Annotated in this window: 8 protein-coding genes; 4 read left to right on the plus strand and 4 right to left on the minus strand. The window is 75.5% G+C overall.

All coding sequences use genetic code 11. The annotated features are described in order from the left end of the window. Positions 1–40 precede the first annotated feature (40 nt). From ACIGHB_RS06840 to ACIGHB_RS06850, 3 genes are all read right to left on the minus strand, one after another. Positions 41–6,901, minus strand: coding sequence for an amino acid adenylation domain-containing protein (locus tag ACIGHB_RS06840; RefSeq protein ID WP_399910110.1), 6,861 nt, complete (start codon positions 6,899–6,901; stop codon positions 41–43). Positions 6,902–7,278: 377 nt separating this feature from the next. Beyond that, entirely contained in the window at positions 7,279–8,211 is a 933-nt protein-coding gene (locus ACIGHB_RS06845) for a TauD/TfdA family dioxygenase (RefSeq protein WP_399910113.1), read from the minus strand. An 83-nt stretch (positions 8,212–8,294) separates the two neighbouring features. Beyond that, positions 8,295–9,140 (minus strand): thioesterase domain-containing protein, encoded by an 846-nt coding sequence (locus ACIGHB_RS06850; protein ID WP_360310817.1) that lies wholly within the window; start codon positions 9,138–9,140, stop codon positions 8,295–8,297. 181 nt (positions 9,141–9,321) lie between these two features. Between ACIGHB_RS06850 and ACIGHB_RS06855 the strand changes: the two genes are divergently transcribed. Then, positions 9,322–10,338: a diiron oxygenase gene (locus tag ACIGHB_RS06855; RefSeq protein ID WP_360310815.1), complete on the plus strand. Its 1,017-nt coding sequence runs from the start codon at positions 9,322–9,324 to the stop codon at positions 10,336–10,338. A 197-nt stretch (positions 10,339–10,535) separates the two neighbouring features. On the opposite strand, the gene ACIGHB_RS06860 is transcribed toward ACIGHB_RS06855, so the two are convergent. After that, positions 10,536–12,167 (minus strand): AMP-binding protein, encoded by a 1,632-nt coding sequence (locus ACIGHB_RS06860; RefSeq protein WP_360310813.1) that lies wholly within the window; start codon positions 12,165–12,167, stop codon positions 10,536–10,538. Positions 12,168–12,549: 382 nt separating this feature from the next. On the opposite strand from ACIGHB_RS06860, the gene ACIGHB_RS06865 reads away from it, so the two are divergent. The 3 genes from ACIGHB_RS06865 to gntD all read left to right on the plus strand — a co-directional run bounded on the left by ACIGHB_RS06865 (position 12,550) and on the right by gntD (position 26,911). Further along, positions 12,550–19,077: an amino acid adenylation domain-containing protein gene (locus tag ACIGHB_RS06865; protein ID WP_399910118.1), complete on the plus strand. Its 6,528-nt coding sequence runs from the start codon at positions 12,550–12,552 to the stop codon at positions 19,075–19,077. After that, on the plus strand, positions 19,074–25,592 hold the full coding sequence (locus ACIGHB_RS06870; RefSeq protein WP_399910121.1) for an amino acid adenylation domain-containing protein: 6,519 nt from the start codon (positions 19,074–19,076) through the stop codon (positions 25,590–25,592). Before ACIGHB_RS06865 ends, ACIGHB_RS06870 begins: the two co-directional genes overlap by 4 nt. Before the next feature lie 245 nt (positions 25,593–25,837). Then, on the plus strand, positions 25,838–26,911 hold the full coding sequence (gene gntD / locus ACIGHB_RS06875) for a guanitoxin biosynthesis L-enduracididine beta-hydroxylase GntD (protein WP_360310807.1): 1,074 nt from the start codon (positions 25,838–25,840) through the stop codon (positions 26,909–26,911). Positions 26,912–26,919: the final 8 nt, after the last annotated feature.

A 26,919-nucleotide genomic window follows, 5' to 3' on the forward strand; every position in this document is an offset into this window, starting at 1 on the left:
GTCTCTGTGACGGGGTCGGCGGTGGTGTCGGCGGTGGTGTTCAGGCGGTACGGGGGCGGGCCAGGGCCGCGGCCAGGGCGCGGGCCGTGCGGGCGCGGTAGACGGCGGCGACGTCGACCGGGTGGCCGAGCTCGGCCTCCAGGCGGCCGGCGAGGCGCAGCGCGACCAGCGAGTCGCAGCCCAGGTCGAAGATGTCCTCGTCGCCGCGGACGGCGTTCCTGCCGAGGACCTCGGCGACCAGCTCCGCCACCCGCCCGAGCAGGGCGCCGTGCGGGTCGGGCTCCGGTGCCAGGAAGCGCTGGACCGGTTCCGTCATGGCGTCGGGCAGGCCGTCGAGCAGTTCCCGCAGCAGGCCGGCGACCTCCCCGGCGACCTCCTCCCCGACGAGGTCGGGACGGTGGCCGAGCTCCAGGCGCAGCCGGTCGCCGGGCACCACCATCAGCTTCAGCGGGTAGTGGTACGCGTCGTGGCCCGAGACCTCCACCAGGCGCAGGGTGTCGTCGGGGTCGGCCGGCAGCTCCTCGGCGCCCGGGAAGTTCTCGAAGACCACGCAGGTGTCGAAGAGCGGCCCCAGACCGGCGGCCCGCTGCACGTCCGGCAGCGGCACGTGGTGGTACGGCAGCAGCTCGGCGTGCTCCTCCTGGAGCCGGGCGAGGAGCGCCGCGACGGTCTCCTGCGGCTGGAGCCGCACGCGTACCGGCAGGGTGTTGATGAACTGGCCCACCATGTCCTCGACCTCGGGCAGTTCCGCGGGCCGGCCGGAGACCGTCGCGCCGAAGACGAGGTCGTGGCTGCCGGTCCGCCGGTGCAGGCAGAGCGCCCACGCGGCCCTGACCAGGGTGTTCACGGTGACGCCGTGGGCGCGGGCGGCCGCGTGCAGGGCCGCGGTCCGCTCCTCGGAGAGTTCGACGACCGTCGTCCGGGGCAGCGCCCGGACCCGGGCGGTCTCCTCGGGCGCGGCGAGCAGGGTGGGCTCCCGCAGTCCGGCGAGCGCCGCGGACCAGGCCGACAGGACCTCGGCCGGGTCCTGGGCGGCGAGCCAGGACAGGTACCGGGGGTACTCCGGCGGGGTGGGCAGGGCGGTGCCGGCCGGGTCGTCGTACAGGGCGAGCAGGTCGCGGAGGACGAGCGCGGTGGTCCAGCCGTCGACCAGCAGGTGGTGGAGGGTCAGGACGAGCTGCCGGCGGCGCGGGGCCAGGTCGATCAGGGTGCACCGCATCAGCGGCGGGCGGGCCGGGTCGAAGCGGTGGTGCCGGTCCTCGTCGAGGAGCGCGGCGAGCCGGTCGTCCCGCTCGGCCGGGTCGAGGCCGGTCAGGTCGTGCCGGTGCCAGGGCATCCGGGCCTCGGCGGGGATCGCCTGCACCGGCTCGCCGGAGCGGAGCTGGACGAAGCCGGCCCGGAGCATCGGGTGGCGGCGCAGCAGCGCGTCGCAGGCCGCCCGCACCCGGTCCGGCTCCAGGTCGCCCTGGACCTCCAGGACCATCTGCACGGTGTAGACGTCGAGGTTCCGGCTGTCGTACCGGGCGTGGAAGAGCAGGCCCTCCTGGAGCGGGGTCATCGGCAGCACCCGGGCGACCGGCAGGCCGGTGCGGGCGGTGAGCCGCGCGAGCTCCGCGGGGTCCGCCTCGACGGTGCCGGACGGCAGCCGCCGGGCGCGTACCGTCTCCGCGTGCTCCGTGAGCGCGCGGAGCGCCGCGGACCACAGCCGGCCCAGTTCGGCGGTCTCGGCGTCGGTCAGGTGGAGCCGGGCCCAGAGCCAGTGGGCGACGAGCCGGGGGCCGGTCGGGGAGTCGTCGATGGCCGCGTTGACCTCGACGACGTGCGTCATGGGCATCCGGGGGTCGGCGCCGAGGGGCAGCGCGTCCGCCTCGGGCGCCACGCTCCAGTCCTCGTCGCCGTCCTCGGAACCGCCCTGCCTGCCCAGGTAGTTGAAGCCGATCTGGGGGGCGGGGCAGGCGGCGAGCTCGGCGGCCGTCTCCCGGTTGAGGTGGCGCAGCAGTCCGAAGCCGATGCCGCTCTCCGGCACCTCGGCCAGCTGGGCGGCGACCCGGCGCACGGCGGCGCCGAGCCGCGGGTCGGCCGGGTCGCCGTCCGCCGTCCAGCCGCCGGTCCCGGCGTCGACGCGGACCGGGTACATCGAGGTGAGCCAGCCGACGGTGGCCGACAGGTCGGTGGTGTCGTCGAGCGGCTCGCGGCCGTGCCCCTCCACGTCGATGAGCACGGCGGTGCCGCCGTCGGCGCCGGTCCCGCGCCAGGCGGAGACCGCGAGGGCCAGGCCGGTGAGCAGCACGTCGACGGTCCGCACGCCGAAGGCGGCGGGCACCGACGTCAGCAGCGGCGAGGTCAGCTCGGACGGCAGGGTGAGGACGAGCTCGCCGGCCGTCGCGTAGATGTCGTGGGCGGGGGAGAGGCGGGCCTCGCTGAGCGGTACGGAGCCCGCGCCGAGCGTCCGCCGCCAGTACGGGAGCTCCCGCAGCACCTCGGGGCTGTGGGCGGCGGCGTCGAGGCGCCGGCTCCACTCGCCCAGCGGGCACGGCACCGGTTCGAGGGCGGGCGCGGCGCCCGAGGCGACGCTCCGCCAGGCCGTGTACAGGTCGGTGAGGAGGATCCGCCAGGAGACGGCGTCCACGGCGAGGTGGTGGATGGTGACGAGGAGCCGGCCGGGCCGGGCGGGGCCGAGGTCGAACCAGGTCGCCCGGACCATCGCCCCGCGACGGGGCGCGAGGGCGGCGGCGTCCTGCCGGGCGTGGACCGTGAGCGTGGCGCGCAGCGCCTCCTCGGTCAGCCCGGTGACGTCGACGCGGCGCACCGCCTCGCGGATCGCGGCCTCGTCGACCGGCTCCACGACCAGGCCGCCGGTCTCGTCGAGACGGCCGCGCAGCGACTGGTGACGCTCCGTCATGGCCTGTACGGCGGCGGTCAGATGGTCGATGCCGAGGCCCGGAGGTACGCGCAGCAGCGTCGACTGGTGGAAGGCGTCGACGGCGCCGCCGCTCTCGTGCAGCCAGCGCATGATCGGCGTCGCGGGCACGGACTCGGCGGGCGGTCCGTCCTGCCGCGGCGGGCGGGGGGCGGCGGCCGTCCTCCGGGGCGCGGTGTCGGCCGCCGGGCTGGACGTGGTCGTGGACGGGGACGGGGCCGGGGGCGGGGTGGGGGCGTTCTGCTGGAGGAAGTCGGCGAGGGCGGAGGCGGTGCGGTGGGTGAAGATGTGCTTCGGGGTGAGGCGGATGCCGGCCTTGCGGGCGCGGGCGACGAGCTGGATGGCGGTGATGGAGTCGCCGCCGAGGGTGAAGAAGTCGTCGCCGTCGGCCGCGTCGTCCAGGTTGAGGACCTGGCCGAAGAGCTCGCGCAGGGTGGAGATGATCTCCCTGTCGTTCCCGCTCTCGGACTTCTCGGACTTCTCGGACTTCTCGGCCTTCCCCGCCTGCTCGCCCTGCCCGCCCGGGGCGTCCTTCGCGCGCGGCGCCTCCGCCCGGTCCGCGGCCGGCGGGGTGGGGGCGTTCTGCTGGAGGAAGTCGGCGAGGGCGGAGGCGGTGCGGTGGGTGAAGATGTGCTTCGGGGTGAGGCGGATGCCGGCCTTGCGGGCGCGGGCGACGAGCTGGATGGCGGTGATGGAGTCGCCGCCGAGGGTGAAGAAGTCGTCGCCGTCGGCCGCCTCGTCCAGGTGGAGCACCTGGCCGAAGAGGCGCGAGAGGGTCTCCCGCACCGACGGGGCCGGCTCCTCCTCGGCCCGGGGCGGGGCGGTCCGGCCGGCGGACTCCCGGCGCGGCTCCTCCCGCCCGGCCGTGCGCTGCGACGGCTCCTCGCGCCCGGCCGTGCGCTGCGAGGGTTCCTCCCGCTCGGCCGTGCGCTGCCTCGGCACCTCCTCGGCGGTGACCGGGGGCTGCTCGCGCGGCTCCTCCGCCCCGGTGGGGGCGCCGCCCGGGGCCCGTACCGGCTCCTGCTCGTGCTCGGGTCCGGGCGCGGGCAGCGCTCCGCGGTCCACCTTGCCGTTGCGGGTCACGGGCAGGTCGGCCAGCGGGACGAAGGCCGCCGGGACCATGTAGGCGGGCAGCCTGCGCGCGGTGCGCTCCGCCAGACCGGGGAGCTCCGCGTCCCGGCCCGCCGCCGGCACCACGTACGCCACGAGCCGGGCCCGGCCGCGCCGGTCGGGGCGGACCGCGACCGCGGCCCTGGCCACCGCCTGGTCGGCGCCGAGGGCGCTCTCCACCTCGCCGAGCTCGATCCGGTAGCCGCGGATCTTCACCTGGTCGTCCACCCGGCCGCCGTAGACCAGCACGCCGTCGGGCCGCCACCAGGCGACGTCGCCGGTGCGGTACATGCGGGCGCCGGGCGCGCCGAACGGGTCGGCGACGAACCGGGTGGAGGAGAGCCCCGGCCGGTTGAGGTAGCCGCGGGCGAGCACCTCCCCGCCGATGTAGATCTCACCGGGCACGCCGGCCGGCACGGGGCGCAGGAAGCCGTCGAGGACGTGGATCCGGGCGTCCGGCACGGGGCCGCCGATCGGCACCGGGCCGGTGGGCAGCGGGTCGCCCGGTGCGAGGCGGTACTCCATGCAGCCCACGGTCGCCTCGGTCGGACCGTACTCGTTGACCACCGTCACGCCGGGGTGCAGCTCCCGCCACGACGCCAGCGCCTCGCCGGTCAGCTGCTCGCCGCCGAGGACCAGTTCGCCGGTCGGCGAGAACGTCTCCTCCGAGGCGTCCAGGATCGGCAGGTGGCTCGGGGTGGCCTTCACGAACGCGGGCGGCGTCCGCAGGTCGAGGGCGGCGTCCGCCTGGTGGTCGTCCTCCAGGTCGATGACCCGCACCAGACCGCCGGCGGTGAGCGGGCCGAAGATGCCGGTGACGGTCAGGTCGAAGGACGGCGGCGAGTGCACCAGGGCCTCGGCCGCGAGGCCGGGGTAGGCGGCGCGGGCGAACGCCAGGTAGCTCTGCACCGTCCGGTGCTCCACGGCCACGCCCTTGGGCAGGCCGGTGGAGCCCGAGGTGTAGATGACGTACGCGAGGTCCTCGGGCCGCGCCGGGCGGCCGCGCTCGGCCTCCGAGGGCGCGGTGTCCGGCATCAGCAGCAGCTCGGCCTGGACCGCCGGGTCGCCCAGCGGGAGCGGCGCCGGGTGTCCGGCGAGCGCCGGGTGGGAGGTGTCGGCGCACAGCACGACGCGCGGCTCGACGTCCTCCAGGACGAAGGTGATGCGCTCCGCCGGGTGGGAGAGGTCGACCGGCACGTAGTACGCGCCCGTCCGCACCACCGCGAGCAGCGAGACGATCAGTTCGGTGCCGCGCGGCATGGCGACGGCGACCGGGTCGCCGGGCCGCACCCCGCGGTGCAGCAGCAGCCGGGCCAGCCGGTTCGCGGCCGTGTCCAGCTCCCGGTACGTGAGGGAACCGCGGGCGTCGGCCACCGCCGGGGCCTCCGGGCGGAGCAGGACCTGCTCGGCGAAGCGGCCCAGAATCGTTTCCCCCGCCTCCGGAGCCGCGCCGGCGGACCCCGGCCGGCGGCCCCAGGTCTCCAGGACCCGGTGCCGCTCCTCCTCGGTCAGCAGCGGGACCTGCGCCACGGGGGTGCCGGGGGCGCGGGTGAAGGTGTCGAGCAGCAGCCGCAGCCGGGAGGCGACCATCTCCACCCGCGCGGTGTCGAACACGTCGGCGCGGTGGTTGAGTTCGAGGCGGAGCCGGGCGCCGGGGACGGCGACCACGCTCAGCGGGTAGTGCGTCGAGCCGCTGATCCGCTGCTCGTCGCCGTCGCGCTCCCCTTCCGGCGCATCGTCCTCGGCGAGCGGGCTGAGCCGCAGGCCGGGGGCGATCTCGGCCATGGACGCCCAGTCGGAGGGGGCGTTGCCGAAGCCGGTGGAGGTGTCGTACAGGGCGCCGAGTCCGGCCAGCCGCTGCACCTCGTCGAGGCCCAGGTGCTGGTGCGGGCCGAGCGCCAGCTGTTCGGCCTGCACCCGGGAGAAGAGCGTGGCGAGCGACTCGCCGGGCGCGATCCGCACCCGTACCGGTACGGCGTTCATGACCAGGCCCACCATCGCGTCGGCGCCCGGCAGTTCGGCGGGCCGGCCGTGCACGGTCTGCCCGAAGACCACGTCGTCCCGGCCGGTCAGCAGGGAGAGCAGCAGCGCCCAGGCGCCCTGCACCACGGTGTTGAGCGTGAGGCCGTGGGCCCGCGCCGTCGCCGTCAGCGCCTCCGTGGCCTCCTCCGACAGCGTCAGCGGCACCATCGCCGGCATGGCCCCGGCGCCCGCGGGCGCCGCGCCGGGCGCCACCAGGGTCGGCTCCTCAAGCCCGTGCAGGGCCTCCTGCCACGCCTTGCGGGCGGTGTCGCCGTCCTGCCGGCCGAGCCAGCGCAGATAGTCGGGGAACGGGGTGGCCGGCGCGAGGGAGGCGCCCGAGGGGTCGGCGTACAGCGTGCACAGGTCACGGATGACCAGCGGCAACGACCAGCCGTCCAACAGAATGTGATGGTATGTCAGGGCAAGGGCGTGCCGCTTCTCGGCCAGCCGGATCAGGGTGAAGCGCATCAGCGGGGGCGCCGCCATGTCGAAGCGGCGCAGCCGGTCCTCCTCGAAGAACGCGAGCAGCGCCGCCTGCCGTGCCGCGCCGGCGCGGTCCGACAGGTCGAGCTCGGTCCACGGCGTCGTCACCGTGCGCCGCACCAGCTGCACCGGCTGCCCGTTGGCCCGCACGCGGAATCCGGTCCGCAGGACGGGGTGCCGGGCCAGGGTGCCCGCGCAGGCGGCGCGCAGCCGCTCGGCCGAGACCTCCCCGTGCAGCTCGAAGGCCGCCTGGATGGTGTACACGTCCACCGCTTCGGTGTCGTACAGCGCGTGGAAGAGCATGCCCTGCTGGAGCGGGGTCAGGGGCAGAGCTGACTCGATCGGCGACTGGGTCTCTTCGTTCACTGGAGGTCCTCCCCGGACGCGGGCGGGGCTCGGCTGCGCAGGGGCGCGCAGGGCGGGTGGCAGGGGGTCGGCGGGCGGGGGAGGGGGGAAGGCCGCCGCCTCGGCACCGGCGATGCTTCCGTGCGGCCGGAGGCAGGGACCAGGCACACGACCGGCAACTTCCGGCCGAGCCCGGCCCGGTCGCGATCCGGGCGGCCGGAATCAGCCCGTCCGCGACCCGGTCACGCGGGATCGGATCCGTCCGGGACCCGGTCGCCCGGGATCTGGTCCGTCCGGGACCGGGTCGGCCGGGATCTGGTCCGTCCGGGACCGGGGCGCGGGGGGCAGGAAGGGGCCCGTCCGGGACCGGGGCGCGGGGGAGCCGGCCCGCCCGCGACTCAGTCGCGGGTGATCAGGTCCGTCATCGAGACCAGCACCCGGCGCTCCCCGGTGAACGCCTCACGCCCGTGCGACCAGCGCATGTTGTCGATCACCATCAGGTCGTGGAGCTCCCAGTCGAAGCGCTGCGTCCGCCGGCCGAACGCCTCCCGGACCTCCGCCACCAGGGCGTCCGGGATCGGCTCGCCGTCCCCGAACAGCACGTCGTTCGGCAGCCCGTCCTCGCCCAGCACCGCCACCAGGTCCTCGCGCAGGCTGCCCGGCAGCGACGACTGGTGGAACAGCACCAGGTGGTTGAACCACAGCCGGCGGCCGGTGCGCGGGTGCACCGCGAGCGCGGGCGCCCGGCGCACCGTCCGCAGGCAGTCGTCCTCCAGCCACGCCCACTCCATGCCGGCCGCCGCGCAGAACCGGTCGACCTCGGCCCGGTCCTCGGTCTGGAAGGCGTCCCGCCAGTCCAGACCGGCGCCGCTGCCGTAGTTCCGCACGTACATGAGACCGCGCCGCTCCAGCTCCTCGACCACCGCGGCCGGGATGTCGTCGAGCACCCGCGTCACGTCCGTGATCGGCGTCGCCCCGCCGGTCAGCGCCGGCACGGCGCTGAAGAACGCGAGCCGCCCCGGCCACGCCCCCGCGTACGAGGACTCGCAGTGCTGCGGGATGATCTCGCGCGCCGGGTACTCCGTCGACGTGAAGACACCGTCCCCGACCTCGCTGCGCGGGGTGGAGCGCTCCGTGTACTGGAGCGGGTCGAAGCCGAGCCGCTTCAGCGCCCGCCCGAACTCCTCCGCCCCGTCGGCGACGGCCCCGCGGACCAGGACCGCGCCCGCCTCGGCGACGGCCGCGCCGATCTCGGCGGCGTGGTCCTTGGTGTAGGACTCCAGGCCCGCGCCGGCGGCCTCGAAGACGACTATGCCGGTCAGATCGTTCAACTCTTCCAACTCCCTGGGAATGAGCGGCGGAGCCGGTGCCCCGTGGCGGGGCCGGCCGGGGCGCCGGGCCGGCGCCGGTGCCGTCAGAGCAGCGTCGCGGCCAGCGCGGCGGTCATCGCCGCCGCGCCGGTGAACAGGTAGTCGTGCCCGCCGGGCAGCAGCCGCGAGGTGAACCCGCCCGCGGCGCACTCCCGCCACAGCTCCAGCTGCTCCGCGCCCACCAGCGGGTCCTCGGCCCCGCCGAACACGTGCAGCGGGCAGCCGACCGGGACGGCGGCGGCGGGCCGGTACTCCTCGACCAGGGCCAGGTCGCGGCGGACGGTGCGCAGCGCGTACGTCAGGTAGGCGGGGTAGCGGGACAGCTCCGGCGGGAAGCCGCCGAACCCCTCCAGCCACGCCAGCAGCCCCGCGTCGTCCAGGTGCGAGACGCGCTTGCGCACCGGGGCGTGCGGCGCCCGCGAGGCGGACACCACGAGCGCGGACGGCGGGCGCAGGCCGCGCTCCGCCACCCGGACCGCGATCCGGTGGCCGAGGAGCGCGCCGAAGCTGTGGCCGAACAGCGCGTACGGCATGTCCAGCTCGTCCCGCACACCGTCGATCACGGCGTCGGCCAGCTCTTCGAGGGTGTCGGGCATCGTTTCCCCGCTGCCCACGCCCCGGCCCGGCAGTTCCACGGTGGCCAGCTCGAAGCCGGGCAGCCCCATGGCCAGCCGCCAGGGCGCGAACGAGCCCGTGCTGCCGCCGGCCTGGGGCAGGCAGAGCAGCCGCAGCCGGTCCTCGGGGCCGCCGACCCGGCCGACGATCCACGGGCGGCCCGCCGCGCCGGCGGCGTCCCCGCCGTGCCGGTGCGGCGGCGCGTCCGCGACCCCGGGCCCCGGTCCGCCCGCCGGGGCGGGCTCCGTGGCGAGTTCCGCGGCGTAGGTGCCCATCCGCTCCCCCGATTTCCTCGTCTGCGCTCCGGCCGGCGCCCGCTGGGGGCGGCGGCCCGTTGCGCACATCGTGGGCAGGAGGCGGGCGCGGGACCAGGCACAGGCACCGGCAACCGGGCTGCCGCCTAGTTGCCTCGCCGGTTCCTGGAGGGGGGCGGAGGCCGCGTCGCACACTCCTGCCATGACCACTGTTCCCGATGAGGCGTCCGCAGCGACGTTCTTCACCCTGGACTCCGTCGCCGCCGAACTCATGGAAGTCGACGCGGTGTTCAAGGCGTGCATGAACTGGAACTACGGAAACCGAGACAGCCGTGTGTGGAGCCTCTACGAGAAGAACAAGGTCTCGCAGTGGAACGCCGCCACCGACATCGACTGGAACCACGACATCCAGTTCGGTGCCCCGCTGACCGAGGAGAACGGCGCGAAGCTCGCCTCCTTCGTCGTCGGCGAGGACAGCCCCGTGCCGCACCACATGCTGACCGACTTCCGCTGGGAGTACCAGGCGTGGATGTGCAGCCAGTTCCTCCACGGTGAGCAGGGCGCGCTCGTCACCACCGCGCGCCTCGTGGAGACCGTGCCGGACATCGACGCCAAGACGTACGCCGCCTCCCAGGTCGCCGACGAGGCCCGGCACGTGGAGGCGTTCGCCAAGTACGTCGACGAGAAGCTCGGCGTCGTCTACCCGATCAACCCCGGCCTGAAGACCCTGCTCCAGGACCTTCTGTCGGAGTCCCGCTGGGACATCGTCTACCTCGGCATGCAGGTCGTCGTGGAGGGCCTGGCGATCACCGCGCTGCGGCTCGCCAGCAGCAGCTTCGGCGACCCGATCATCCGGCAGATCACGCGGATGGTCGCGCAGGACGAGGCCCGTCACATCGCGTTCGGCGTCTCCGCCCTCAACGGCATGTACGCGGACGTCACCTCGGCCGAGCTGAAGGACCGCGAGGACTTCCTCCTGGAGGCCATCCGGCTGATGTCGCGCCGGTTCATGCTCCGCGAGATCTGGGAGCGGATGGACCTGGACGTCGAGCGCGGGCTGCTCTTCGCCCGCCACAACCCGATGATGGCGGCGTACCGCCAGATGCTCTTCCAGCAGATCATCCACATCCTGCGCCAGCTGGGCATGCTCTCGGACAAGGTCAAGGAGCTGCTGATCGCCGAGAACCTGGTCCGCTCGGAGGAGATGCAGCTGCGCTGAGCCACCGGCCGGCGCCATCCGCCACGGGTGCCGCGCGATCCCTTCCCGGGGGGCGCGCGGCACCCCTTTCGCATGCCCTCACACGGCCGGCCGGCCATGCGGACGCCTCCACGGGCCGGCCCCGGGAACGCCACAGGGGGCCGGCGCGGATCGCGCGCCGGCCCCCGGCGGGGCAGTGCCGGATTCTGTCCGGACGGCTACCCCGCGGTCAGCGGTGACGTGGACGTCTCGTACCGACCCGCGCAGAGGGCCTTCCACATCACACGGCGGCGGGGCTTGCCGCTGGAGGTGACCTCGATGCCGCCCCGCCCGACCTCGACCCCGAGCAGCCGGGCGTCGCCCAGCCACTCGGACAGCACCTCGTGGGCCGCCTCGCGCCAGCCGGGCCGTACGTTGCCGAAGACGGCGACACCGGTCGGCACGCCGTCGCGCACCCCGAGCAGGACCGCGACCTGCCGGTCCGGGATCCCCCGCTGGTGCAGCAGCGTCTCCAGGCTCTCGGCGAAGACCATCTTGCCGCTCACCTTGAGCCCGTCGCCGAGCCGGCCGATCACGTACAGCTGCCCGTCCCGCACGAAGCCCGCGTCGCCGGTGTGCAGCCCGGCCTCGCCGAGCGCCGTACCGGACGCCGAGCTGGTGTCGCCGACGTACCCGCTCGCGATCGAGACGCCGGTGACGACGACCTCGCCGACCTGCCCGTCGGGCAGCTCCTCGCCGTCCTCGGAGACGATCGAGACCGTGCGGTTCTCCAGCGGCGTGCCGCAGCCGACGACGGCGGTGCCGGCCAGCGCCGACGCGTCGCCCTCGTCCGGCGAGGCGATCGTCCACCCCGCGCCGGGCGCGAGACCGGTCACCGCGAGGGTCGCCTCCGCCCCGCCGTACGCCGGCAGCAGGGAGCCGCGGTCCAGGCCGTGCGGGCCCATCAGCGCGTGGAAGTCCTCCAGGACCTCCGGGTCGACCCGCTCGGCGCCGATGATGATGGCCCGCATCGAGTCGAAGCGCAGCCCCTCCAGGCGCTCCGGCCGGACTCGCCGCAGGATGTAGGCGAGGCCGAAGTTGGGCATGCCGGTGATCGCGGTCCGGTTGTCGCTCATGCACTTCAGGTAGCGCAGCGGCGAGCGGATGAAGTCGTCGGGCTGCATCATCCAGCCGCTGGCGCCGGTGACGACCACGTTCAGCAGATAGCCGACCAGGCCCATGTCGTGGTGGACCGGCAGCCAGCAGACGCCGGGCAGGTCCGGCGTCCAGCCGAAGCGGCGGCGCATCCCGGTGAGGTTGGCGCGCAGCGCCTCCGACGAGATCAGCACCCCGCGCGAGTAGCCGCTCGACCCCGACGTGAACTGCATCAGCGCCGTCTCGGGCAGCGGCAGCGGGGCGGCCAGCGGCTCGACGCCGTCGACCAGGGAGTCGAAGACGACCGGCTCGGGCAGCGACAGGCCGGCGGAGAGCTTGCGGATCCGCTCCTCCGACTCCTCGTCGCAGATGATCAGCTTGGGGTCGGCCGTCTCGAACAGGCGGGCCACGTGCGTCTCGTACTCGTCCGCCCGCTGGAACGCGAACGGCGGCGCGATCGAGCACGGCGTGGCACCGGCCGCCAGCGCGCCGAAGAAGCCGGCCACGAAGCCGGGGCTCGACCGCAGCACCAGCGCCACCACGTCACCGCGCCCGACGCCGTTCGCCCGCAGCGCGGCCGCGGTGCGCAGCGTCAGATCGGCGAGTTCGCGGTACGACCGGAAGTCCCAGCCGTCGTTCTTCTCCGCGTAGTACAGGCCGCGTTCGGCGGACGCCTCGTCCAGCCAGTCGAGCAGACCTCGGTCCGGGATCGCCAACGTCCTCGTCCTCTCCGGGATTTCAGGGCAGGCCCGGCGCACCCGAGTGGGGGACTCGGGTACACCGGACCGTCGGCATCCTCGCCCCGCCGGCCGGCCGGGGCCAGGCAAGCGGCCGGTAACTCGGCGGGCGCCGGGCGGCAGCTGACCGGGCACCCCGATTGCCGGTCGGTTGCCTGGTGACGGGCGCGGGGGGCGGGGCAGCATCGTCGCGCACCGTCCGTCCCCGGCCCCGCCGATGCCCGCCCCGCACAGGGCGGACCGGGCGGCCCGCGCCGCCCCGCACGGAGCGGCTCGGGCGGCCCCGCCGGCCCGGTCCAGGGGACGGTCCACCGGGACGGCGCACCGAGAGCGGCTCACGAGAGAGCGGTTGACGATCCGAATGACTTCACGTGACGCGGAGACCTCCGTCCGCCCTGAGGCCGGCGGCCCGCTGCCGCTCACGGCCGCCCAGCGCGGCGTCTTCTACGCCCAGCGGCTCGCCCCCACCGACCCGGCCTTCAACACCGTCGTCGTGATGGAGGTCCGCGGACCGGTGGACGGGCCGCTGCTCGCACGCGCCGTGCGGGTGGCCGAGGGCGAGAGCGGAAGCTTCGACGTCGCGTTCGAGGAGTCGGCCGACGGCCCCCAGCAGCGCCCCGTCGCCCCCGGCTGCTCGACCTGGCGGGAGCTGGACCTCACCGGCGAGGCGGACCCCTTCGCGGCGGCCCACGCCCTCATGGACGAGGACCGGCGCACGGCCAACGACCTGTTCACCGGTGTGCTGTCGGCGCATGTGCTGATGCGGGTCGGCGAGGACCACTACCTCTGGTACCAGCGCAGCCACCACATCCTCTCGGACGGCTACGGCTCCGTGCTGCACTCGCGCCGCATCGAGGAGGTGTACGAGGCGCTGGTCGCCGGCGAGGAGCCGGCGGGCCGGCCGCTGGGCCCGCTCACCGACATCCTCGCGGACGAGGCGGAGTACCGGGCCTCGGAGCAGTACACGGCCGACAAGGAGTACTGGACCCGCGCCTTCGAGGACCGGCCCGAGACGGTCAGTCCGGCCCCCGGCGTGCCCACAGGCGCCTCCGGGATCGCCCACGCCGCCTCCACCGAGCTGGGCGAGGACGACTACCGGGCGCTGCACGGCGCCGGACGCGCGGCCCGCGCCCCGTGGAGCGTCGCCATGCTCGCGGCGGTCGCCGCCTACTTGCACGGCATGACCGGCGCGCGCGACCTGACCCTCGGCGTCCCGGCCACCGCCCGGCTCGGCCCGCGCTCCCAGAACGTGCCCGGCATGCTCTCCAACACGCTGCCGCTGCGCCTCACCGTCGACCCCGCGGCGAGCCGCACCGAGCTGATCCGGCACGTCGGCAAGCGCCTCGGGGAACTCCTCACCCACCAGCGGCACCCCTACGACGAGCTCCGCCGCGACCTGCGCCTGCTCGGCTCCAACGAGCAGCTGTTCGGCGTGCTGGTCAACATCATGCCCGCGGGGTCCGAGAGCAACTTCGCGGGCCGCGAGGCCACCCTGACCGCGCTCTCCGGCGGACCGGTCATCGACCTCAACCTGACCTGCCACCCGGAGCCGGACGGCAAGGGCGTGCGGATCGCCTTCGAGGCCAATCCCGACCGCTACACCGAGGCCGAACTCGCCGCCCACCAGGAACGGTTCACCGCCTTCCTGGACCGCTTCCTGGCCGCGCCCGGCGACCTGCCGCTCGCCCGCGTCGGCGTCGCCACGGACGCCGAGCTCGCCCGTCACCTCGCCGCCGGCCTGCCGGCCGCGCCGGCGGAGCCCGCCCGCACCTTCCCCGACCTGTTCGCCGCGCAGGTCCGCGCGACCCCGCACCGCCCCGCCGTCGTCTCGGCGGACGGCGCGCTCGACTACGCCGGGCTCGCCGCCCGCGCGGGCCGGCTGGCCCGGGAGCTCGCCGCCCGCGGCGCCGGCCCCGAGCGGGTGGTGGCCGTCGCCCTGCCGCGCGGCGTCGCCGCGGCCGTCGCCGCCGTCGGCGTCCTGACCTCCGGCGCCGTCCACCTGCCCATCGACCTCGCGTACCAGCGGTCCCGGGTGACCGCCATGCTCGACGACACGGCGCCCGCGCTGCTGCTCACCTCGCGCGCCACCGACGACGCGGAGCTGGCGCCCGGCGTGCCCCGGCTGTACGTGGCCGAGGACGGCACCGTCGAGTCCGCCGTCGAGTCCGCCACCGGGCCCGACGCGGGTCCCGCCGACGCGACGCCCGCCGGTCTGCGCCCCGGGCACCCCGCGTACATCATCTACACCTCCGGCTCCACCGGCCGGCCCAAGGGCGTCGTCGTGACGCACACCGGGCTCGCCGGGCTCCTGGCCCACCAGCGGACGCTCCTGGAGACCACCCCGGACCGGCGCGTGCTCCAGTTCGCCTCGCCCGGCTTCGACGCCTCCGTGTGGGAGCTGTGCACCGCGCTGCTGACCGGCGCGGCCCTCGTCGTCGCCCCCGCCGAGCGCCTCACCCCGGGCCCGGAGCTGGCCGCGCTGATCCGCGAACTCTCCGTGGACTGCCTGCTGATGGCGCCGTCCGCGCTGGCCGCGATGCCGGCGGACGGGCTGCCCGAGGGCGTCACCCTCGTCGTCGGAGCCGAGGCGTGCTCGCCCGAGCTGGTCGACCGCTGGTCGCCCGGCCGGCGCATGGTCAACGCGTACGGCCCCACCGAGTCCACCGTCATCGCCACCCAGACCGGCGCCCTGTCCGGCCGGATCGTGCCCCCCATGGGCGGTACCGTGCCCGGCAGCCGGGTGCGCCTCCTGGACGACGCCCTGCGCCCGGTGCCGCCCGGTGTCGCCGGCGAGATCCACCTGGCCGGCGACGGCCTCGCCCGCGGCTACCTGGGCCGGCCCGGCCTCACCGCCGAGCGGTTCGTCGCCGACCCGTACGGTCCGCCCGGCAGCCGCATGTACCGCACCGGCGACCTGGCCCGCTGGACCCCGGGCGGCGACCTGGAGTACCTCGGCCGCTCCGACCGGCAGGTCAAGGTGCGCGGCTTCCGCATCGAGCCGGGCGAGATCGAGAGCGTCCTCGCCGGCGCGCCCGGCGTCGCCCGGGTCAGCGTCGTCGTCCGCGAGGACCGTCCCGGCGTGCGCCAGCTCGTCGCGTACGCCGTCCCGGCCGACGGCGACGCCGTTCCCGACGCGGGCGCCCTGCGGCAGCGGGTGCGCGACGCCCTGCCGCCGTACATGGTCCCCGCCGCCGTGGTCTTCCTCCCCGACCTGCCGCTCACCGCGAGCGGCAAGCTGGACCAGCGGGCGCTGCCCGCCCCCCGGTACGTCGGCACCGCCTCCGAGCGGGCCCCGCGCGACGAGCGCGAGGCCGTGCTGTGCGGGCTCTTCGCCGATCTCCTCGGCGCCACGGACGTCGGCGTCGACGACAGCTTCTTCGAGCTGGGCGGCGACTCCATCGTCGCCGTCCGGCTCGCCTCCCGCGCGGCCCGCGCCGGCATCCCGCTCACCCCGCAGGACGTCTTCGCGCACAAGACCGTCGCCGCGCTCGCCGCCCACGCCGGTGACGATCCCGCGCGCGACGCGGGGCGGACCGCCCCCGCGTACGACCCCGACGCCGAGCTGGTCGCCCTGCCGGCGGGGGAGCGCGAGCGGCTCGCCGCCGCCTGGCGGCGCCCGGACGCCGACGGCGGCGGCCTGGCGGACGTGCTGCCGCTCACCCCGCTCCAGGAGGGCATGCTCTTCCACGCCGAGTTCGGCGACGCCCCCGACGCCTACACCGTGCAGAAGGTCTTCGGCCTCGCCGGCCCGCTCGCCGCCGACGCGTTCCGCGACGCCTGCCAGGCCCTCGTACGCCGCCACACCGCGCTCCGCGCCGGCTACACCCGCTCCGCCACCGGCGAGGCGCTCCAGCTGGTCGCCCGCGACGCCGAGGCCCCGGTCCACGAGCACGACCTGCGCGGGCTTCCGGACGCCGACCGCGAGGCGCGCCTGGCCGCCCTGCTCGCCGAGGAGAAGCGGACCCGCTTCGACATGGCCAGGCCGCCGCTGCTGCGCTTCGGCCTGGTCCGGCTCGACGACGAGCGGCACCTGCTGGTCCTCACCGGCCACCACATCGTCTTCGACGGCTGGTCGGTGCCGCTGATCCTGCGCGACCTGCTCGCGCTGTACCGGGGCGACGCCGCCGCGCTGCCCGCGCCGGTGCCCTTCCGCGCCTACCTGGCGTGGGCGGCGGCGCAGGACCGTACCGCCGCCGAGGAGGAGTGGGGCCGGGCCCTCGCGGGCCTGGACGGCCCCACCCTGGTCGCCCCCACCGCCCTGGCGGCCGAGGGCGGCGAGGCGGACTCCGCTGCCGGGGACGCCGACGCCCTGCCCGGTCTGCTCGTGGCGGAACTGCCCGCCGAGCTGACCGCCGGCGTCCAGCGGGCCGCCCGCTCCCGGGGCGTCACCCTCAACACCGTGGTCCAGGGCGCCTGGGCCCTGCTCCTGCACACCCTCACCGGCCGCGACGACGTCGTCTTCGGCGGCACGGTCTCCGGCCGTCCGCCCCGGCTGGACGGCGTCGACGAGATCGTCGGCCTGCTGATGAACACCGTCCCGGTCCGCGTCCGGCTCCGCCCGGCGGAGCCGCTGGCCGGTCTCCTCGCCCGGGTCCAGGGCGAGCAGCTGGCCCTCGGCGACCACCACCACGTCGGCCTGCCCGACCTGCACCGGATCGCCGGCCACCCCGAACTCTTCGACACGTCCGTGGTGTTCGGCAACGCGCCGATCGACCGCGAGCAGATCGTCGCGCACGCCCACGGCCTGGGCATCACGGTGGAGGAGGCCGACCCGACCGGCGGCACCCACTACCCGCTCAGCCTCTCCGTCGTCCCCGGCGACCGACTCCGCCTCGAACTCACCCACCGCACCGGCCTGTTCGACACCGAGGCCGCCGAGAGCTGCCTCGCCCGGCTGCGGATGGTCCTGGAGACCTTCGCCACCGACCCGGAGCTTCCGGTCGGCCGCCTCCCGCTGCTCACCGACGCCGAGCGGCAGGCCCTGGAGCCCGCCGCCGACGAGGCCGGGAACCCGGCCGGTGGCCCCGACGCCGATCCGGCCGGTGACCCCGACGCCGATCCGGCCGGGCACCACGCCGCCGCCACGCTGCCCGCGCTGTTCGCCGCGCAGGCGCGCCGGACCCCGGACGCCGTCGCCGTCGTCTGCGAGGGCGAGCGGATCCGGTACGCGGACCTCGACGCCCGGGCCGGCCGCCTGGCCACGGTCCTGGCGGACCTGGGCGCGGCCCCCGGCCGGGTGATCGGCGTCCGGCTGCGCCGCTCGGCCGAGCTGATCGTGGTCCTGCACGCCATCCACCGGGCGGGCGCCGCCTATCTGCCGCTCGACCCGGAGTACCCGGAGGAGCGCGTCCGGCACATGCTGGACCAGGCCCGGCCCGCCTTCGTCGTCGACGACGCCTTCCTCGCGGCGCACGCCGCCGAGGCCGGCGCCGCCGCCCCGTACGACGGCCCCGGGACCGCGCTGCGGCCGGCCCACCCGGCGTACGTCGTGTACACCTCCGGCTCCACCGGCCGCCCCAAGGGCATCGTGGTCACCCACGCCGGCATCACCAACTACCTGGCCGGCATGCAGCGGCGGCACGCCCTGACCGCCGCCGACCGGGTGCTCCAGCGGACCTCGCTCAGCTTCGACCCGTCGGTGTGGGAGATCTTCTGGCCGCTCCACCACGGAGCAGCCGTGGTCGTCTCCCGCCCCGACGGCGAGGACGCCCCCGGCTACCTGCCGGGCCTGATCCGCGAAGAGGGCGTCACCGTCGCCCAGTTCGTGCCGTCGACCCTGGAGGTGTTCCTCCGCGAGCCCGGCAGCGACCGGTGCGACACCCTGCGCCGGGTCTTCGTCGGCGGCGAACAGCTCACCGGCGCCCTGACCGACCGCTTCCACGCCGCCGTACCGGCGGAACTCCACAACCAGTACGGGCCCACCGAGGTGTCCGTCTACACCACCACCGGCCGCGCCGAGGCCGGCCGGCACCGTACCGCCGTCCCCGTCGGCACCCCTCTCGCCGGACTGCGCCTCCACGTTCTGGACGGGTTCCTGCGTCCGGTGCCGGTGGGTGTGGTGGGGGAGATCTACATCGCTGGTGCGGGTGTGGCGCGGGGTTATGTGGGCCGGCCTGGTCTGACGGCTGAGCGTTTCGTGGCGGACGTCGGTGGTGGTGTGGGTGCGCGGATGTACCGGACGGGGGATCTGGGGCGTCGGCGTGCGGATGGGTCGGTGGAGTACTGCGGTCGTGTCGATTTCCAGGTGAAGGTGCGGGGTCACCGTGTCGAGCTGGGGGAGATCGAGGCGGTTCTCGCGGGTGACGCGGGGGTGGCGCAGGCGGTGGTCGCGGTGGTCGCGGATGCCGTGGGGACGCGGCATGTGGTGGGTTATGTGCGGCCGGTCGCGGGTGCGGTGGTCGAGGGTGAGGTGTTGCGGGACCGGGTGGCGGGTGTGCTGCCGGATTACATGGTTCCGGTGCGGGTGATCGTGGTGGACGATTTCGCGTTGACGCCGAACGGGAAGGTGGACCGGCGGGCGTTGCCGGCGTTGGAGTTGCGTGCGGTGCGGGAGTACCGGGCTCCGTCGTCGGAGCGTGAGCGGGTGCTGCACGAGGTGTTCGCGGAGGTGTTGGGCCGTGAGCGGGTCGGTGTCGACGACAGTTTCTTCGACCTCGGCGGCGACTCCATCGTCTCGATGCGCCTCGCCGCCCGCGCCCACGCCGCCGGACTCGTCCTGAGCGCGAAGGACGTCTTCGTCCACAAGACCATCGCCGCCCTCGCCCTCGTCGCCACCGACGCACCCGACGACGACAACGACTTCAACAAGCCAGCGAGCGCCGACGCCCTGATGAGCATCGACGCGGACGAATTCGACGAGCTCGAAGCCCAGTGGGAGGCAACGCCGTGAGGCAGACGACACTCGAAGCGGTCCTGCCGCTCACCCCGCTCCAGCAGGGCATGCTCTTCCACGCCCTCTTCGACGGCGGCGAGGCCGACGCCGGCGGCGTCGACTTCTACAACGTGCAGACACCTCTGGAACTGGTCGGTGCCCTCGACCCGGAGGTGCTGCGCGACTCCTGCGCCACCCTGCTGGCGCGCCACGGGAGCCTCCGCGCGGGGTTCCTCAGGCGCCGCTCGGGCGAGGCCGTCCAGGCCGTCGCCCGAGCGGTGGAGCCGCTCTGGGAGGAAGTCGACCTCTCCGCCTTCGGCGAGGACGAGCGCCGCGTCCGGCTGACCCGGCTGCTCACCGAGGACCGGGCCCGCCGCTTCGACATGGCCCGCCCGCCGCTGCTGCGCTGCACGCTCGTGCGGCTCGCGGCCGACCGGCACGTGCTGGTCGTCACCCACCACCACATCCTGCTCGACGGCTGGTCCGTGCCGCTGGTCCTCGGGGACCTCTTCCGGATCTACCGCGACGGCGGCTCGGCCGACGCCCTGGAGCCCGCCGTCCCCTTCGCCGACTACCTCGGCTGGCTCTCCGCGCAGGACCGCGACCGGGCCGAGGACGTCTGGCGCACCGCCCTCGCCGACGTCGACGGCCCCACCCTGGTGGCCGGCGGCCACGGCACCCAGGACTCCGACCGGGGCCAGCGCCGCGTGGTCGCCGAACTCTCCGAGGCGGCCACCGCCCGCATCGCGCAGGCCGCCCGCGCCCGCGAGGTCACCGTCAACACGGTCGTCCAGGCCGCCTGGGCGCTGCTGCTGACCTCGCTGACCGGCCGCCCGGACGTCGTCTTCGGCAACACCGTCGCCGGCCGCCCCCCGGAGCTCGCCGGTGCCGACCGCATGGTCGGCCTGATGATCAACACCGTGCCGGCCCGGATCCGGATCGACCCCTCCGAGACCGCCGCCGCCCTGCTCGCCCGCGTCCAGGCCGAGCAGACCGAACTCCTCGGCCACCAGTACCTCGGCCTCTCGGACATCCAGCGCGCCGTCGGAGCCACCGAACTCTTCGACACCACGCTGGCCTTCGAGAACTACCCCGTCGAGGAGGCCGTCCAGGGCGCCCAGGTCGCCGGGCTGACCGTCGGCGTGCTGCGCGACGCCGCCGAGGACACCCCGGAGGGCACCCACTACCCGCTGAGCCTGGCCGTCTACCCGGGCCCGCGGCTCCGCCTCGAACTGAACCACCGCGAGGACGTGTACGACACCGAGGAGGCGACCGCGCTCCTCGACCGGCTCGCCCCGCTCCTCGAAGCCCTCGCCGGCCGGCCCGACGCGCCCGTCGCCCAGCTGCCGGTGTGGACCGCCGACCAGTTCGCCGCGCTCCTGGCCGCCGCGCGCGGCCGCACCGCCGCGCACCCGCCGCGGACCCTGCACGAGCTCTTCGAGGAGCAGGCCCGCGCGACCCCGGACGCGATCGCCGCCGTCGACGCCGCGGGCCGGCTCACCTTCGCCGAACTGGACGCGGACGCCGACCGGCTCGCCCGGCTGCTCACCGCCCACGGCGCGGGACCGGGCCGGCTCGTCGCCGTCGCCCTGCCCCGCACCACGGCCGCCGTCTCCGCGATCCTCGCCGTCCTGAAGTCCGGCGCCGCCTACCTGCCGCTCGACGCCGACCAGCCGGCCGACCGGATCGCCGCCCTGTGCGCGGAGGCGGACCCGGCGCTCCTCGTGGCCGACGCGACGACGAAGGACGCGCTGCCCGCCGGCGTACCCGTCGTGCTCGCCGACGCCGCCTCCGACGCCGACGCGCTCCCGGACGCCGGCGAGGCTCCGGCCCGGAAGGCGGCGGGCCCCGCCGACCTCGCGTACGTCGTGTACACCTCCGGCTCGACCGGCCGCCCCAAGGGCGTCGCCGTCGAGCACCGCAACCTCGTCAACATGTTCCACAGCCACCGGGCGAACTTCTTCACCCCGGAGCGGGAGACGGCCGGCGGCCGCCCGCTGCGCGCCGCCCTCACCAACTCCCTCGGCTTCGACGCCTCGTGGAGCCAGCTGCTGTGGATGGTCGGCGGCAACGAGCTCCACATCGTCGACGACACCGTCCGCAAGGACGCCCTCGCCCTCGTCGCCCACGCGGCCGAGGCGGCGATCGACGTCCTCGACACCACCCCGTCCGTCGCCCGCCAGCTGCTCGCCGCCGGGCTGCTCGACGGCTCCGGCGGCCGGCACCGCGTCCGTACCCTCGCCCTCGGCGGCGAGGAGGTCGGCGACGACCTGTGGACCGAGCTGCGCGCCATCCCCGGCCTCTCCGTCTACAACCTCTACGGCCCCGCCGAGTGCACGATCGACGCCATGTTCTGCCGCGCCGACGACAGCGAGCGGCCCTCCCTCGGCGGCCCCGCCGACAACACCGACATCCACGTTCTGGACGGGTTCCTGCGTCCGGTGCCGGTGGGTGTGGTGGGGGAGATCTACATCGCTGGTGCGGGTGTGGCGCGGGGTTATGTGGGCCGGCCTGGTCTGACCGCTGAGCGTTTCGTGGCGGACGTCGGTGGTGGTGTGGGTGCGCGGATGTACCGGACGGGGGATCTGGGGCGTCGGCGTGCGGATGGGTCGGTGGAGTACTGCGGTCGTGTCGATTTCCAGGTGAAGGTGCGGGGTCACCGTGTCGAGCTGGGGGAGATCGAGGCGGTTCTCGCGGGTGACGCGGGGGTGGCGCAGGCGGTGGTCGCGGTGGTCGCGGATGCCGTGGGGACGCGGCATGTGGTCGGTTATGTGCGGCCGGTCGCGGGTGCGGTGGTCGAGGGTGAGGTGTTGCGGGACCGGGTGGCGGGTGTGCTGCCGGATTACATGGTTCCGGTGCGGGTGATCGTGGTGGACGATTTCGCGTTGACGCCGAACGGGAAGGTGGACCGGCGGGCGTTGCCGGCGTTGGAGTTGCGTGCGGTGCGGGAGTACCGGGCTCCGTCGTCGGAGCGTGAGCGGGTGCTGCACGAGGTGTTCGCGGAGGTGTTGGGCCGTGAGCGGGTCGGTGTCGACGACAGTTTCTTCGACCTCGGCGGCGACTCCATCGTCTCGATGCGCCTCGCCGCCCGCGCCCACCGCGCCGGACTCGTCCTGAGCGCCAAGGACGTCTTCGTCCACAAGACCATCGCCGCCCTCGCGGAGGTCGCCCGCGACGTCCCCCAGGACGGCGGCGACCCGAGCGCCACGGCCACCGGCCCGCTGGTCGACCTGGACGACGCCGAGCGCGCCGAACTCGACGCCCTCGCCGGACCGGACGCCGAGGTGTGGACGCTCACCCCGCTCCAGCAGGGCATGCACTTCCACGCCCTCCTCGCCACGGACGCCATCGACGTCTACGTCACCCAGCGCCCGCTGCGGCTCACCGGCACCCTCGCGCCGACCGTGCTCCGCGACGCCTTCGACACGCTCCTCGCCCGCCACCCGGCGCTGCGCACCTCCTTCGTCACGCTCGGCTCCGGCCGCTCCGTGCAGGTCGTCCACCAGGACGTCCGGGTGCCCTGGGAGGAGCGGGACCTGTCCGCCCTGGCCCCCGCCGAGCGCGAGGCCCGGCTCGCCGAACTCCTCGACGAGGACCGGGTACGCCGCTTCGCGACCGACCGGCCGCCGCTGCTGCGGGTCGCCCTGATCAAGCTCGCCGCCGACGAGCACCTGCTGCTCGTCACCCACCACCACCTGCTGCTCGACGGCTGGTCGCTGCCGCTCGTCTTCGGCGACCTCTTCGCCTCGTACGCCCGCGGCGGCGCCGGCACCGGCACCCCGCCGGTCCCCTTCGACCGCTTCCTGCGCTGGCTCGGCGCCCAGGACGAGCGGGCCGCCGTCGAGGCGTGGCGGGCGGAGCTGGCCGGACTCGACGAGCCCGCCCTGGTCGCCCCCGGCTTCGACGCCGCCACGGCCACCGTGCCCGACCTCGTCGCCACCGCCCTCGGCCAGGAGGCCACCGAACGGCTGACGGACACCGCCCGCCGCTCCGGCCTCACCCTCAACACGCTGGTGCAGGGCGCCTGGGCGGTCGCCCTCGGCCAGTTCCTCGGCCGCGACGACGTCGTCTTCGGCGCCACCACGGCGGGCCGCCCGCCCGAGCTGCCCGGCGCCGAGTCCATGGTCGGCCTGCTGATGAACACCGTCGCCGTCCGCGTCCGCCTCGACCCGGGCCGCCCGCTCGGCGCCACCCTGACCGGCCTCCAGGAGGCCCAGGCGGGACTGCGCCCCTTCCAGCACCTGGGCCTGGCCGAGGTGCAGCGCGCCGCCGGCATCGGCGAACTCTTCGACACCGTCGTCGGCTTCGAGAACACCCCCGTCGACGGGGACGCCGTCCAGGCCCAGGTGCCCGGACTGCGGATCAGCGTGGACGACACCCCGGCGCCCGGCGCCTCGCACTACCCGTTCAGCCTCGTCGTCGTCCCCTCCGCCGACCGCGTCAGCCTCGAACTCACCTACCGCACCGACCTGTTCACCGCCCCCGAGGCGGCGGCGGTGCTCCACCGGGTCCGCGCCGTCCTCGACGCCTTCGCCGAGGACCCGGACGTCCCGGTCGGCCGGATCGACCTGCGGACCGACGCGGAGCGCGCCGAACCCGTCCGCACCGGCGGACCGACCCCGCCCCGCACCACCTTCCCGGCGCTCTTCGAGGGCCACGCCGCGGCCCGCCCGGACGCCGTCGCCCTCCACGACGGCCCGTACGAGGTCACCTACGGGACCCTCGACGCCGAGGCCAACCGGCTCGCCCGCGTCCTCGCGGCACGCGGCATCGGCCCCGGCAACGTCGTCGCCGTCGCCCTGCCCCGCTCCGCCCGCTCGGTCCTCGCCGTCCTCGCCGTCCTCAAGAGCGGCGCCGCCTACCTGCCGCTCGACCTCGGCTACCCGCCGGAGCGGCTGCGCTACATCCTCGACGACGCCCGGCCCGACCTGGTGCTCACCACGGCCGACGGCAGCGCCGTCACCGCCGCGGCGGGCGCCGGCGCCGGCCGCACCCTGAGCCTCGACGGGGACGGCGGCGCCGTCCTCGGCCCGGACGACCCCTTCGGCCTGGCCCTGGAGCTCACCGCCGGCATGTCCGCCGCCCCGCTCGGCGACGACGAGCGCTCCGCCCCGCTGACCCCGGGCTCGGCCGCGTACCTCATCTACACCTCGGGGTCCACCGGCCGCCCCAAGGGCGTCCTCGTGCCGCACACCGGCATCGCCGCCCTCGCCGCCCAGCAGCGCACCGGCCTCGCCCTGCGGCCGGACGAGCGGGTCCTCATGTTCGCCTCGCCCAGCTTCGACGCCTCCGTCTGGGAGCTCGCCACCGCGCTGCTCACCGGCGCGAGCGTCGTCGCGGCCCCGGCCGACGACCTGCTCCCCGGCCCCTCGCTGGCCGCCACCGTCGCCCGCCACGGCGTCACCACGCTGCTGCTGCCGCCGTCCTCCCTCGCGGTGCTGCCCGACGGCGCCCTGCCGCCCGGCGTCACCCTCGTCGTCGGCGGCGAGGCGTGCGCGCCCGACCTCGTCGAACGCTGGTCGGCCGGGCGGCGCATGGTCAACGCCTACGGCCCCACCGAGGCCACCGTCATGGCCACCATGAGCGGCCCGCTGGCCGGCCGGACCCACCCGCCGCTCGGCGAGGCGGTCACCGGCGCCCGCGTGTACCTGCTCGACAGCGCGCTCCGGCCGGTGCCGGTCGGCGCGCCCGGCGAGCTGTACCTGGCGGGCGAGGGCCTGGCCCTCGGCTACCTGCGCCGGCCCGGCCAGACCGGCGAGCGCTTCGTCGCCGACCCGTACGGCGCCGCCGGCTCGCGCATGTACCGCTCCGGCGACCTGGCCCGCCGCCGCGCCGACGGCACCCTGGAGTACCTCGGCCGGGCCGACCGCCAGGTCAAGGTGCGCGGCTTCCGCATCGAGCCCGGCGAGATCGAGGCCGTGCTCGCCGAGGACGCCGCCGTGGCCGGCGCGGCCGTGGTCGTCCGCGAGGACCAGCCGGGCGTACGCCGCCTCGTCGGGTACGTCGCTCCGGCCGGCGAGGCCCGGCCCGAGCCGGCGGCGCTGCGCGAGCGGGTCGCCGCCGCCCTGCCGCCGTACATGGTGCCCGCCGCCGTCGTCGTCCTCGACCGGCTGCCGGTCACCCCGGGCGGCAAGCTCGACCGGGACGCGCTGCCCGCGCCCGACTTCGGCGCCGCCGTCGACAGCCGGGCCCCGCGCGACGCCCGCGAGGAGCAGCTGTGCGCGCTCTTCGCCAAGGCGCTCGGCACGGACCGGGTCGGCATCGACGACGGCTTCTTCGACCTCGGCGGCGACTCCATCGTCTCGATCAAGCTCGTCACGCTGGCCCGCGCGGAGGGCCTGGACATGACCCCGAGGGACGTCTTCACGCACAAGACGGTGGCCGCGCTGGCCACCGCGGTGAAGGAGATCGACCCCGCCGGCGGGGCCCCGGACCCCGGCGACGGCGCCGCCGCCGAGGAGGAGCCGCTGGTCACCCTCGACCAGGACGAGCTCGCCGAGTTCGCCGAGGACTGGAGCGACGACCCGGCGTGACCGGGCGTGGCCGGGGCGGTCGGGCGGGAGCCGTACGCGCTCCCGCCCTCGGCCGGCCCCGGCACGCCACCGCACCACCGTACGAACAGCGCCACCGCACCACCCGCACCACCACTGGACCAGTACGGCCGGGACCCTGCTCGGCCGGTCCGGTGGGCGACACCACGTGCTCCGGCGTCCGCGCGGAGCGCACAGGACCGAACGACCGACGACCCCCGTGGTCCCGACCAGGTGAGGACACCGACATGACTTCCACGACGCAGGCCACCGCCCCGCTCCCCCTGGACGAGGCCGGCTCCGGCGGGCTCGACACCCCCCTGGAGTTCCGGCTCGACGCCGACGAGGCCGCCGAACTGCTGACCGTCGCCGAGAAGCTCGGCGACCTGTACGGCGCGCCCTCGCTCCCCGAGTTCTACGACCGGGCGTACGCCGCCGAGGACCTGCTCCCCGCCCGGCTGCGTGCCTTCCTCGCCGACTTCCGCCGCACCGAGCGGTCCGCCGCCTGCCTCGTGCACGGCTTCCCGGTGGACCAGGAGGCCCTCGGCGCGACCCCCGGGCACTGGCGCGACGCGGTGCGCGGCGAGACCGCCCGCGCGCAGGAGCTGTGGCTGGCGCTGTGCGGCCTGACCCTGGGCGACCCGTTCGGCTGGGTGACGCTCCAGGAGGGCCGGATCATCCAGAACATCCTGCCCATCCGCGGGGACGAGGAGCGGCAGAGCGGCTACGGCAGCGAGGCGCTCCTCGAATTCCACACCGAGGACGGCTTCCACCCCAACCGCTGCGACTACCTGATGCTGTTCGGGCTGCGCAACCCCGACCGGGTGCCCACCATCGTGGCCTCCGTGCGCGACGTGCGGCTCGACGCGCACGACCGCACGGTCCTCGCGGAGAACCGGTTCCACATCATGCCGGACACCGAGCACATCCGGCAGCTGGAGAACCACGACCCCGACCACCCGGCGCTCCCGGGCCTGCGGGCCATGCGGGACAGGCCGGAGCCGTCCGCCGTCCTCTCCGGCGACCGCCTCAACCCGTACCTGCGCATCGACCGCCCCTTCATGGACGTCCTGCCCGGTGACACCGAGGCCGAGGCCGCGCTCGACCGGCTCATGGCCGAACTCCAGCGCGTCCAGCAGGACATCGCCGTCGGCCCCGGCTCGCTGCTCCTCGTCGACAACTACCGGGCCGTGCACGGCCGCCGCCCCTTCACGGCCCGTTACGACGGCACCGACCGCTGGCTGAAGAAGCTCACCGTCAGCCGCAACCTGCGCCAGAACCTGAACGGTTACGCGCTCCAGCACCCGCGCGTCATCGTCTGAGCCCGGCC

This window comes from Streptomyces sp. NPDC085460, from assembly GCF_044541975.1.
GTDB lineage: Bacteria > Actinomycetota > Actinomycetes > Streptomycetales > Streptomycetaceae > Streptomyces.